Below are 11,667 nucleotides of genomic sequence, written 5' to 3' on the forward strand. Positions count from 1 at the left end.
GGCGACAACGCCCTGCCTGATTATTAATAAGAAGCTGACGAAATCCGCGAGCAGACTCCGACCATTCGCACCCGCTCGCGAAGTAGGTATGCCTTCTGATATGGGAAAACGTCTTGCGCGTTTTCCCTTTCCTTCATTGTATCGGTCGGGCTTGTGCCCGTCGCCGATGCAGGAGCAGCAGACTAGGAGGACCATGCATTCATGGAGAAACTGATGATACGCGGAGGCCGCCCCCTACGAGGTACGGTTGGCATCAGCGGCGCCAAGAACAGCGCGATCGCGCTCCTTCCCGCAGCAATTCTTGCGGAGTCGGAAGTTAGAATCGATAATCTGCCGCATCTTAGCGATGTAGCTATCTATACCGAATTGCTTGAGGAGTTGGGAGGCAAGGTTAGCTGGAACTCGGATTCCATGTCCATCGATCCTTCCAACATGAGATCGGTGCCCATGCCGAATGGGCGCGTCAAGATGCTTAGAGCCTCTTATTATCTAATGGGCGCGCTTCTGGGGCGCTTCGGCGAAGCGACGATCGGCTTGCCGGGAGGCTGCAACTTCGAACCGCGTCCCATCGACCAGCACATCAAAGGATTCGAAGCGCTGGGAGCCGTCGTCTCCAACGAGCACGGAGCCATTCGCATCAAGGCCAAGGAGCTGCGCGGAGCGAAGATCTACCTGGACGTCGTGAGCGTCGGCGCCACGATCAATATCATGCTGGCGGCGTCCCGCGCCAAAGGATCCACCGTGATCGAGAACGCGGCCAAGGAGCCGGAGATCATCGACGTGGCCACTCTGCTTAATGCCATGGGGGCCAAGATCAAGGGAGCCGGTACCGAGACCATCCGCATTGAAGGCGTCAGCAGCATGCATGGCTGCCGCCATTCCATTATTCCCGACCGTATTCAAGCAGGCACTTATATGTTGGCTGCCGCGGCTACTCGCGGCGACGTCCTTATCGATAATATTATTCCCAAGCATCTGGAAGCCCTGACGGCCAAGCTGCAGGAGATGGGCGTGCATGTCTATGAGATGGATGAAGCGATTCGAGTGATCGGACAGCCTCATTATGAAGCGGTCGACGTGAAGGCCTTGGTGTATCCGGGCTTCGCGACGGATCTTCAGTCTCCGATGACGAGCCTGCTGACGCAAGCCAGAGGGGTTAGCATCCTGTCGGATTACGTTTACAGCAATCGTTTCAAGCACGTGCCGGAGCTGATGCGCATGGGCGCCAATATCCGGGTGGAAGGCCGTTCCGCCATCATCGAAGGCAGCCGCCTGAACGCCGCCAAGGTAAGGGCTACGGATCTGCGGGCCGGGGCTGCGCTTGCCGTCGCCGCTTTGACCGTGGAAGAAGGCACGACGGAGATTACCGGAGTGGAATACATCGACCGCGGCTACGAGCGGCTGGTGGAGCACTTGAGCAATTTGGGCGCCGAGGTATGGCGCGAAGGGTGATCCGGATCCGGATCGCCTCATTCGGATAAAAAAGTGGGGATCATATTGACGGAATTTATGATGGCTGACCTGGAGGGCATGTCGCTGAACGATCTGACGAAGCTGGCCCGCAATTACCAGGTTGCCGGTTATAATCAGATGAGGAAAAAGGAACTCATCGTCGCCATTCTAAGAGCGCAAGCGGAACACAGCGGCTTGATGTTCATGGAAGGCGTGCTCGAGGTTCTGCCGGAAGGCTACGGGTTCCTTAGACCGATTAACTACCTGCCGAGCGCGGAAGATATCTATATCTCGGCCTCCCAAATCCGCAAATTCGATCTTCGCACAGGAGATCTCGTATCCGGCAAGTGCCGGGCTCCGAAGGAGAGCGAGCGTTACTTCGGCTTGCTGCAAGTGAACGCCGTCAACGGAGTTACCCCCGAAGCGGCCGCCGAACGCCTTCATTTTCCCGCCCTTACCCCTCTATTTCCAGAGCAGAAGCTCGTTCTTGAGACGACTCCCACCCGTTTGTCATCCCGTATTATCGACTTGCTCGCTCCGGTTGGCCTTGGCCAGCGTGGCTTGATCGTCGCGCCTCCCAAGGCGGGGAAGACGCTGCTCTTGAAAGAGATCGCGAACAGCATCTCGACGAACCGGCCGGACATCGACCTGTTCGTGCTGCTGATCGACGAGCGTCCGGAGGAAGTCACGGACATGCAACGCTCGGTCAAAGGGGAAGTCGTGGCATCGACGTTCGACGAAGTTCCGGAACACCATATCAAGGTCGCGGAGCTCGTGCTGGAGAGAGCGCTTCGCCTGGTCGAGCACAAGAAGGACGTCGTGATCCTGCTCGACAGCATCACGCGTCTGGCTCGCGCCTACAACCTGGTCATTCCTCCTTCCGGCCGCACGCTGTCCGGGGGTATCGACCCGGCTGCCTTCCACCGTCCGAAGAGATTCTTCGGCGCGGCCCGGAACGTGGAAGAGGGCGGAAGCCTGACTATTCTCGCGACAGCCCTTATCGAGACGGGCTCGCGGATGGATGACGTCATCTATGAAGAATTCAAAGGGACGGGCAACATGGAGCTCCATCTGGACCGGAAGCTGGCCGAGCGGCGCATCTTCCCGGCACTGGATATTCGCCGTTCCGGCACCCGACGCGAAGAGATGCTTCTCACGAAGGAAGAGCTGGATAAGGTATGGGCTATCCGCAAGGGCATGAACGACTCCATTGAATTCGTTGATCAGTTTCTGCGCAAGCTGTCGAATACGAAGACCAATCAAGAGTTTCTCGATTCGCTCGAAGGAGCGTCCGGCCAATCGGGAAGCAGCCATGCTTCCGGAGGAAGCGGCTCCTCTTCGAACGCCTCGAACGTCTCGAGCGGTTCTTCCGGTTCGAATGCGTCGGGAACTCCGTCTTCGAACGGCTTAGGAACAGGCGCCGGCGCCATGAACCGCGGACGCACGGGAAGCTATAACCCGAATCCGTCCGCTCGATCGGGCTCGACCGGCATGGGAATGCGTACTAATTCCGGACCGCGCAACGGGCAAGGCGCTTATCCGAATTCCTACAACAACAACGGCTCGAGGACGACGAACGGTTATTCCGCTTCTTCCAACGGATATTCGCGGCCGTCTTCCCCGGCGACGGGGAATAGCTCGGCCGGCTCCGCCGGAACGGCAGCTTCCTCTTATAACGGCGGAGCCGCAAGCGTGAACCACGTTCCTTCGCCCGCGGGAAGCTCCGCTGCCGCTCCGGCAAACGCGGCGCCGTCGTCCGCTTCCGTATCCGCTGCCGCATCGGCTTCGGCTCCAAGAACGCCAAGCGTGCAGAAGCTGCCGGGAGAAGTGATCGGCGGTCAGGCATCCGTTCCGAGAACGGCGGCGGTCTCCCCGGAGACGCCAAGTCCGGTACCGACAGCAGCCAAGGCGCCGACGGTATCCGCGGCATCCGCTTCTCCGGCGACGGGGACTGTGACGGGGACGGCCGCAACGACGGCGGCTTCTGCCTCCGACAAGGCAGAAGGAACGGCAAGCGCCAAGAAGACGACAAGATCGTCTTCGACGTCTCGCGCTTCCGCGGCATCCGCATCGGCGGCTTCTGCATCCGTAGCGCCGAGAACGTCCGCGGCGAGGACCGCGAGATCGGCATCCGCATCGGCGAAGGAGACAGCCGGAGTCTCTGCTGCGGCAGAGAGTCCTTCGGCATCCGTCTCTGCAACGCCGGCTCCGGCAGCGCCGGGCGCCGTGGAAGAGAAGAAGACTCGCGCGACCGGCAGCCGCACGTCGGCGAAGAGCAAAGCCGCGGCGACGGCCGCGAGCGCAACGGAAGCAACAACCTCCGAAGCGGCCTTGGGAGCGTCGTCCGAAGGAAGCCCGGCTCCGGCCAAGCGGACGGGGACGAAGCGCGCGCCTCGGAGCAGCTCGACCTGATTCGTCGAGCGGGCAAGAGAGAGGGGCAATGAACCATGCATCTGGTATACGCAGATGAGAAAGATAATGTATTTGACCATTCCGAGCTTTACGGAGTGGCGAGAAGCGGGGACAGTCTGGTCGAACTGTTGGAGGACGACCTGATTCCGCTGCCCCCGGGGGCGACCCTTGTCGGGCTGCCGAACACCCGCGCCGTCGGCATGGATCCGAAGACGGGCCGAATGATGCCGTTGCCGGGCAATTACCATGCCGTCGGCGCGCTGCTGCCGCAAGGCTATACCCGCTATTACGTTCCGGGCTACGCGAAGACGGACAAGTCGTACGCTTTCCCGCTCTTCGGCTATACGGCGGTCGTCTGGAAGGACGGCGGCTTCTACGTGGCAGCCGGACAGACGGACAACCCGGAGAGATGGAATCCCGAGAATTGCGATCGCGGCGAAGTTCGGCGCGGGGTGGAAAGGCTGCTGGACAAGTACCCGGACAACCGGCTTTATCAGCATCTGTCCAACTGCGCGCTCGGCTACGAGTGCCTGACTTCGTCGAATACCTTCCTTCAGAGATGGGAAGGCGGCGTTCCGGTCTCCTTCGCCTGCAACGCGGGCTGCTTCGGCTGCATCTCCGAGCAGCCGGACGACAGCGGCTTCGTCTCGCCGCAGACGCGGCTTCAATTCAAGCCGACGGCGGACGAGGTCGTGGAGATCATGCTCGAGCATCTGCGCGAGCCGGATTCCATCATCAGCTTCGGGCAAGGCTGCGAAGGCGAGCCTTCGACGCAGGCCAAGACGATCATCGAAGCGATCAAGCGCGTACGCGCCCAGACGTCGATGGGCTACATCAACATCAATACGAACGCCGGACTGACCGACCACATTCGCGGAATCGTGGACGCCGGGCTCGACCTGATGCGCGTCAGCACGATCAGCGCTTTGGACGACCATTATAACGCGTATTACCGACCGCGCGGCTATACGCTCGCCAACGTCGAGAAATCTCTGAAGTACGCGACCGACAAGGGGGTTTATACCTCCATTAACTACCTGGTATTCCCGGGTGTGACGGATCGCGAAGAAGAGATCGAGGCGATGATCGGGTTCGCCAAGCGCACGGGGCTTAAGCTGATTCAGATGCGCAATCTGAACATCGACCCGGAAGCTTATTTGAACCTTATCCCGAAGGCTCGGGGAGAGATCTATGGCATGAAGACGCTGATCGATATTTTCCGCGAGGAGCTGCCGGATGTGGTCGTCGGTTCCTTCACGCACGTGCCGCCGGTGACTCGTCAACAGCGTTGATTTTCCATGCTGTTAATGAGATACCCGCTGAACCGCCGATTCCCGGAAGGGGATCCGGAGGAGATTCTCTTAGCGAACGGCAGATTAAGATCAGGAAGACAAAATTTAACGTCCTCGACCTGTTGTTAATCCGGCGAGGAACGTGCTATAATCCGTTTATGTGTCTAATACTCTGGATCCGCATGAGTTCCAGGGCAGAAAGAAGGTGAACGCATTGAAAGAGTCCATTCAACCGAAGTACCATGTGACGACGGCTACGTGCGCTTGCGGCAATACGTTCGAGACGGGTTCGGTTCGCCCGAACATCCGCGTCGAAATTTGCTCCGCTTGCCATCCGTTCTTCACGGGCAAACAGAAGTTCCTGGATGCCGGTGGACGTATCGACCGCTTCAAGAAAAAATACGGCATCTAAGATTCGGCCGTATAGAAATAGACCTCCCTTTACATCCTACGGGATAAAGGGAGGTTTTTTTCATGTTTCCACGCATGGCGAGCAAACGAGGGATTATCCTGACATTGGCGTTGTCCGTGGCGCTCGTCGGTCTTCTGGCCGGCTGCGGCTCCAAGAAGACCAACGAGTCAAGCGGATATACGGCGCAAAGCTACGGGAACGACGGCTATCTGGGCCGCACGAACAGCTATCCGAGCATTCCCGGCAGGCATATGGCGCTTAGCTACAAGAACGACGCCAGGCTTATTCAGCAATCGATCAAGGACGTGCCCGGAGTCGCCGGAAGCAGAGTTACCTTCAACGGGGCGGACGCTTACGTGAAGATCAAGCTGGATCGAAGCTTGGCGGATAGAGAAGTCGCTACGGTAGAGCGTCAAGCCGCTTCCGTCCTGCGCTTCAACTTCCCGAGGTACACGATCCATGTCAGCTCGACGCGGTAACGAAAAATTGCCATCGGAAGGGAATCGCTTCCGTCGGTTGCGTTAACGGCCGGAATTCGTTATACTAGGTCATGCCGTGCTAGACGGGGAGGTAGCGGTGCCCTGTAACTCGCAATCCGCTATAGCGAGGTTGAATTCCTGTTTGAGGTCTTGTCACGCAGGTTCCGGCATGATTGGCATTGTGTTGATAGCAAGGTCCTTCGCAAGGGACGCCCATGAACCCGGTCAGGTCCGGAAGGAAGCAGCCGTAAGTGGTCACGTTCTTGTGTTGAAGGGTAGCCTTGAAGGAGCAGTGCCATCATGTCCGGCTGGATGGCAATGATCAGGAGCAGGTGCACGGTCCTAATCGATTACTAAATAATGACGCGCAACTTAATCCTCAACTACTTCAGATAAAGCATCTCAGCGTAGATTATCTACTGCGCGGGGGTGCTTTTTTTGCGTTTCTTTCTTTTTAATAGATACGATACCTGCGATCGGCTGCCGGGCTATTCGATCGGGTTCAGTTCATAGCGCAGACTGGGGGTTGACATGGGGCATGCATGAATCAAACAGCATCGATCGAAGCAGAAGCAAGAACAGATGGAATCTAGGTGCAAAGGAGGGAATTGACGAATCGCGAATCGCGGAGCGGCTTCTGGAGAGCATTCTGGACGACGAGAACACGGGGGTTCTGCTTCTGGATTCCGGGCTTCGCATCAAGGAAGCCTCTTCGGTCGTCTGTTGGATTCTGCGTCGCAAGCGGAGCCAGCTTCTAAATGTTTCTTTGGAGAAGGCGGCCGAGGAGGCGGGAGTCATCCGCCTGCCGATCGACGGGACCTTGCTGGACGGCGCCGCATTCCGCGGCCGGAGCTATTCTTCGGGTACCGGAGAGAAGCGAAGGGAATGGCTGCTGGACGGCACCCCCCTATGGGAAGGCGGCAACGTCATCGGGGCGCACGTGATGTTCCGGGACGTCACGCAAGTCCTGCGGCTAGAGGAACAGATTCGCCATTCGGATCGTCTGAAGATGATTGGCGAGGTGGCGGCGGGGACGGCCCACGAGATCCGCAATCCGCTGACCGCGATCAAAGGGTTCATGCAGCTGCTCGGCAAGTCCCTCGCCGACCGCGAGATGCATCGCGAGTTGGATTACGTGAAGATCGTGGCTTCGGAGCTGGAGAGAATAAACAGCCTCGTGAACGATATTCTTCTGCTCAGCAAGCCGAAGGAAGTGAAGCTGGTCGCCACGCGAATCGGAAGCATCATCAAAGAGATGCTGCCCATGCTTCGCAATGAAGCCGTAATGCGAGGAACGCTGCTTCATTATGAATCCTGGCCGGAAGGGCCGGTTATTATGGCGGATAAGGAGATGCTGAAGCAGGTCCTTCTGAATATGGGCAAAAATGCGATCGAGGCCATGGGGACGGGAGGAGTTCTGACGATCCGGGAGCGCAGGACGGAGGTATCGGCGATGGAGGTCGCTGTCGATATTATCGACACAGGCCCCGGAATCGACCGGGAGCACCTGGACAGAATCTTCGATCCGTTCTTTACGACGAAGGAGCAAGGAACCGGACTCGGCCTCTCGATCTGCCGTCGGATCGTCCATGAGATGGGGGGGACCATCCAGGTCTCGACGGGACCGGAGGGAACGATCTTCTCGATCATTCTCCCTACTTTAAGCCGATCGGGAGAATTGGGGACAGGACTTGGTGGAGCGCTTCCGTTCGATGTTGTATAATGATTAGAAAGCCATGATACGACGGGAGCGGGACAGAGTGGCCCACATCGCATTATACCGGGCCTGGCGCCCGCAAACCTTCCACGATATGATCGGTCAGCAGCACATCGTTCAGACTCTTCAGAACGCGATACGCGAAGACCGGCTCTCCCATGCTTATCTCTTCAGCGGCCCGAGAGGGACCGGGAAGACGAGCGCGGCTCGGCTGCTGGCCAAAGCGGTCAACTGCGAGCGCGGACCGACGCCGGAGCCGTGCAACGAATGCGAAGCATGCCGGAGAATCGCCGCGGGCGCGGTTATGGACGTGGTCGAGATCGACGCCGCCTCCAACCGCGGCGTCGAAGAAATTCGGGATATAAGGGATAAAGTCAAATACGCTCCGACGGAAGTGCGGCGCAAGGTGTACATCATCGACGAAGTGCACATGCTGACGACGGAAGCGTTCAACGCGTTGCTTAAGACGCTCGAGGAGCCGCCGGCGCACGTGATGTTCATGCTGGCGACGACCGAGCCGCATCGCCTTCCTCCGACGATCATCTCGCGCTGCCAGCGCTTTGAATTCCGAAGGGTGTCGTTGGAGGAACAGACGGAATGGCTCAAGGGAATCTGCGAGCAAGAAGGAATGACCGCCGAGACGGAGGCGCTTGTCTATATCGCCCGCTTATCCGACGGGGGAATGCGCGATGCGCTCAGCTTGCTGGATCAGATTGCTTCCTTCTCGGACGGGAAGGTAACGCTCCAGGAAGCGGTAGAGGCGACGGGAGGCTTGCCTTCCGAACAGTTCTCCCGCTTGGCGGCAGCGGTCCGCGATTCCAATGCGGCAGCGGTGCTGGGCGAGGTCGACGAGATGATGCGGGCTGGCAAGAGCGCGGATAAGTGCCTGGAACAGCTGATGCATTATTTCCGGGACTTGCTCTTGGCCCAGCTCGCTCCTTCCGCTTCGGCGTCGGCCGGAAGAATCGCTTCTCCGGCCGAGCTTAGAAGCATGGCCGAAGGATTCCCGAGAGAGCGACTGTTTGCTATTATTGATGTGTTGAATCGTTATCAGACGGAGATGAAGTACGCTGCCCATCCGCAGACGATGTTCGAGATCGCTCTGCTGAAGCTGTGTACCGATCTCCCGGCGACCGAAGGCGAGTCCTCGGGAACGCCTGCCACCCGGGCTCCGGCCGGAGCCGGCGCGGCCGAGGTTCAACAGCTGCAGCGCCAATTAACGGCGCTGGAGCGCAAACTGGATGAGCTGCAGCGTTCCGGCGTCGCGGCGCCTGCGGAAGGAGACGCGGCCGGCGGCGGACGCTCCGGAGGCTCCGCGGTCCGCGGCGGAGGCAACGGCTGGGGCGGCCGCGGAGGAGCGGCGAGCTCCGGCTCGGCGCCGAAGTCGCCAAGACAGCGGATCAAGCTGGATCCGTTCGTCGCCGCCAGAGGCGAGCCGCTGGCTATGCAAGCGCTCGGCAAGTGGCCGCAGGTGCTTGCCAGGGTGAGGGAGGAACGGGTAACCGTTCACGCTTGGCTAGTGGACGGCGAGCCTGTCGCTTATGCCAACGATACGGTGCTCGTGGCGTTCCGGAACTCGATTCACCGTGAGACCACGGAGAAGCCGGCTAACAAGCAGGTGATCGAGAAGGTGCTTGAAGCCGTCCTCGGCCATCCGACCGAGCTAGCCACCACGCTCCAGAAGGAGTGGCAGGAGGCGCTTGCGGACGAATCGAAGACGCCATCGGATCAACCGGAAGAGCTTCAGCTGGGAGGAGAAGACGGAGCGTCATCTCCCGGAGAACCGTTGGTCGACGATGCGTATAAGCTTTTTGGAGAAGAACTGGTAGTCATTAGAGACGAATAAGGAGGCTTCACCGCTATGAACAACATGAACCAAATGATGAAGCAAGTGAAGAAGATGCAGGAGCAAATGCTCAAGGCGCAAGAGGAGCTCGGAACCAAGACGATCGAAGGCTCCGCAGGCGGCGGAGTAGTGACCGTGCAAGTGAATGGCCACAAGAAGATTCTCAGCATCAACATCAAGCCGGAAGCCGTTGATCCGGAAGACGTCGAGATGCTGCAGGACCTCGTGATGACGGCCGTGAACGACGCGCTGACCAAGGCCGACGATCTGGCGAACAACGACATGGGCAAGTTCACGGGCGGCATGAAGATCCCGGGATTGTTCTAAATTCATCGAGTTGAATAAGTAAAGAATCGATTCGGCCCACGCGCTTCTTGAGTAGTGCGTGGGCCGAATGGGATTAGAGGAGTTTGAAGCCTGTGTTCTACCCAGAACCGATAGCCAAGCTGATCGATTCCTTCTCGCGGCTGCCGGGGATCGGGCCGAAGACGGCCGCCCGGCTTGCCTTCCATGTCCTTCGGATGAAGGAGGAGGATACGATCGATTTCGCCAAGGCGCTCGTGAACGTCAAGCGTAAGCTGACCTATTGCTCGGTCTGCTGCAACATTACCGATACCGATCCTTGCCGAATCTGTTCGGACAAAACAAGGGACCATTCGGTCATCTGCGTCGTGCAGGAGCCGAAGGACTTGGTTGCGATGGAGAGGACCCGGGAATTCACCGGGCAGTATCATGTCCTGCACGGGGCGATCTCCCCGATGGACGGAGTCGGACCGGAGGAGATCCGAATCGCCGAGCTCCTTCAGAGATTAAGCGACGAACGGGTCCAGGAGCTGATTCTGGCGACGAATCCGAATATCGAAGGAGAAGCGACGGCGATGTACCTGTCCCGTCTGGTGAAGCCCTTCGGGATCAAAGTAACGAGAATCGCTCACGGACTCCCGGTAGGAGGAGACCTGGAGTACGCGGACGAAGTGACGTTGTCCAAGGCGTTGGAAGGCCGGCGCGAACTGAATTGATCGATTGGAGGGGCGGAGATATTCTCCGCTCCTTTCTTTATATGCCGCCATTCTAAGCCCTCTCTCTCAAACATACATCTAGTAACAGGTTGTCTGCGTGGACCAACCGTTCATGGAGAGGGAGGCTTGCTTTATGCTGAGGATCGGCCGCAAGAAAATCCGGACGGAGATGGACGAGGCGGAGCTTCAATTGGCGGAAGACATTCGCAGGGCGAAGAGGGAGCGCGAGGCGGCCCAGAACTTGTTCGAGAATGCCGTCGATTTGGATCGAATCGATCACGCCATTTATACGCTTGAGGCGGCGGAGAAGAGGCTGGATATTCTCCTTCGCGAAGCCAAGGGGCTGTGGGGGCGTTCCGGAGAAGGCGCCAATCCGAAGAGGAGGATCATCCTATGAAAAGCTTGTGGCTGGCGCTCTTGCTGCTCTCCTCGGGATCGCTTATGTTCCTTCTAATCCGAAGGCAGCTGCCGAAAGGGTGGTTCGTTCGCTTCGGCACTCATCTTGTATTAGCGGCGTTAGCGATTTATGCGATTAACTTCTCCGGCTTAGCGGCAGGGTGGTATATGCCCATCAATCCGGCTACGGTCGGAGCCGTAGCGCTGCTTGGCATCCCCGGCATCGGCCTGGTCTACGGCATGCAGCAGCTGGTTTTGTCGTAAAGGTCGTCGAAAATGCGAAAAAACCGATTGACGACACGTGGCGGAATGTGATACATTAAATCCCGCGCCTGTTAGGCGCAACGGTATCGAGAGCAAGCGAGAAGGAAAATGGAATAAATTACTTCTTGCAAAGAGTTGGCTCGATGTGATACATTATAAAAGTCGCCGCTGAAAAGCGAACGACAAAGAGAAACGAAAAAAGCAACAAAAACTTGTTCCTTGAAAACTGAACATCGAGCGTAATTGGAAATAAATCGTCGAGCGGAACTTCGGTTCTGCGAGACAAACCAGCAGTACAGAACGAGCCTTCAAGGTTCTTCAAAAAGGTTTACCTTTATGGAGAGTTTGATCCTGGCTCAGGACGAACGCTGGCGGCGT

General features: G+C 58.2%; 10 protein-coding genes, 1 rRNA gene, 1 other RNA gene and 1 pseudogene (1 of these 13 running past the window's edge). All 13 read left to right on the forward strand.

What is annotated here, in order from left to right; genetic code table 11:
• The first annotated feature begins 201 nt into the window (after nt 1–201).
• Nucleotides 202–1,452 (forward strand): UDP-N-acetylglucosamine 1-carboxyvinyltransferase, encoded by a 1,251-nt coding sequence (locus tag ELR57_RS23115; protein WP_126961461.1) that lies wholly within the window; start codon nt 202–204, stop codon nt 1,450–1,452.
• A gap of 57 nt (nt 1,453–1,509) precedes the next feature.
• Nucleotides 1,510–2,832 (forward strand): annotated as a pseudogene (rho, locus tag ELR57_RS23120) (transcription termination factor Rho); the annotation flags it as partial.
• A gap of 1,067 nt (nt 2,833–3,899) precedes the next feature.
• Nucleotides 3,900–5,156: a radical SAM family protein gene (locus tag ELR57_RS23125; RefSeq protein WP_126961462.1), complete on the forward strand. Its 1,257-nt coding sequence runs from the start codon at nt 3,900–3,902 to the stop codon at nt 5,154–5,156.
• 214 nt (nt 5,157–5,370) lie between these two features.
• A complete protein-coding gene (gene rpmE / locus ELR57_RS23130; RefSeq protein ID WP_126961641.1) occupies nt 5,371–5,568 on the forward strand; it encodes a 50S ribosomal protein L31 in 198 nt (65 codons plus the stop codon).
• Between the two features lie 62 nt (nt 5,569–5,630).
• Nucleotides 5,631–6,047 (forward strand): hypothetical protein, encoded by a 417-nt coding sequence (locus tag ELR57_RS23135; protein WP_126961463.1) that lies wholly within the window; start codon nt 5,631–5,633, stop codon nt 6,045–6,047.
• Between the two features lie 74 nt (nt 6,048–6,121).
• Nucleotides 6,122–6,387: signal recognition particle sRNA large type (ffs, locus tag ELR57_RS23140), an RNA gene on the forward strand.
• Between the two features lie 198 nt (nt 6,388–6,585).
• Nucleotides 6,586–7,770, forward strand: coding sequence for a two-component system sensor histidine kinase NtrB (locus ELR57_RS23145; RefSeq protein ID WP_126961464.1), 1,185 nt, complete (start codon nt 6,586–6,588; stop codon nt 7,768–7,770).
• A 37-nt stretch (nt 7,771–7,807) separates the two neighbouring features.
• Nucleotides 7,808–9,610 (forward strand): DNA polymerase III subunit gamma/tau, encoded by a 1,803-nt coding sequence (gene dnaX, locus ELR57_RS23150; protein ID WP_126961465.1) that lies wholly within the window; start codon nt 7,808–7,810, stop codon nt 9,608–9,610.
• 15 nt (nt 9,611–9,625) lie between these two features.
• Entirely contained in the window at nt 9,626–9,937 is a 312-nt protein-coding gene (locus ELR57_RS23155; protein WP_126961466.1) for a YbaB/EbfC family nucleoid-associated protein, read from the forward strand.
• 92 nt (nt 9,938–10,029) lie between these two features.
• Nucleotides 10,030–10,629 carry a recombination mediator RecR gene (gene recR, locus ELR57_RS23160; RefSeq protein ID WP_126961467.1) on the forward strand — a complete coding sequence of 200 codons (600 nt, stop codon included), beginning with the start codon at nt 10,030–10,032 and terminating at the stop codon, nt 10,627–10,629.
• 133 nt (nt 10,630–10,762) lie between these two features.
• Nucleotides 10,763–11,026 (forward strand): DUF2508 family protein, encoded by a 264-nt coding sequence (locus ELR57_RS23165; protein ID WP_158630142.1) that lies wholly within the window; start codon nt 10,763–10,765, stop codon nt 11,024–11,026.
• Nucleotides 11,023–11,289, forward strand: a complete 267-nt coding sequence (locus tag ELR57_RS23170; protein ID WP_126961469.1) for a pro-sigmaK processing inhibitor BofA family protein — start codon at nt 11,023–11,025, stop codon at nt 11,287–11,289. The genes ELR57_RS23165 and ELR57_RS23170 overlap by 4 nt, the downstream gene beginning before the upstream one ends.
• A 333-nt stretch (nt 11,290–11,622) precedes the next feature.
• Nucleotides 11,623–11,667, forward strand: a 16S ribosomal RNA gene (locus ELR57_RS23175) (it continues 1,507 nt past the right edge of the window).

Origin of the sequence: Cohnella sp. AR92, from assembly GCF_003990975.1 — a bacterium.
Classification (GTDB): Bacteria; Bacillota; Bacilli; order Paenibacillales; family Paenibacillaceae; genus Cohnella.

Coding starts and splice junctions, on each gene's coding strand:
- ELR57_RS23165 (WP_158630142.1), top strand. CDS start 10,763: ATGCTGAGGATCGGCCGCAAGAAAATCCGGACGGAGATGGACGAGGCG.
- ELR57_RS23115 (WP_126961461.1), top strand. CDS start 202: ATGGAGAAACTGATGATACGCGGAGGCCGCCCCCTACGAGGTACGGTT.
- ELR57_RS23125 (WP_126961462.1), top strand. CDS start 3,900: ATGCATCTGGTATACGCAGATGAGAAAGATAATGTATTTGACCATTCC.
- ELR57_RS23135 (WP_126961463.1), top strand. CDS start 5,631: ATGTTTCCACGCATGGCGAGCAAACGAGGGATTATCCTGACATTGGCG.
- ELR57_RS23170 (WP_126961469.1), top strand. CDS start 11,023: ATGAAAAGCTTGTGGCTGGCGCTCTTGCTGCTCTCCTCGGGATCGCTT.
- ELR57_RS23155 (WP_126961466.1), top strand. CDS start 9,626: ATGAACAACATGAACCAAATGATGAAGCAAGTGAAGAAGATGCAGGAG.
- ELR57_RS23145 (WP_126961464.1), top strand. CDS start 6,586: ATGCATGAATCAAACAGCATCGATCGAAGCAGAAGCAAGAACAGATGG.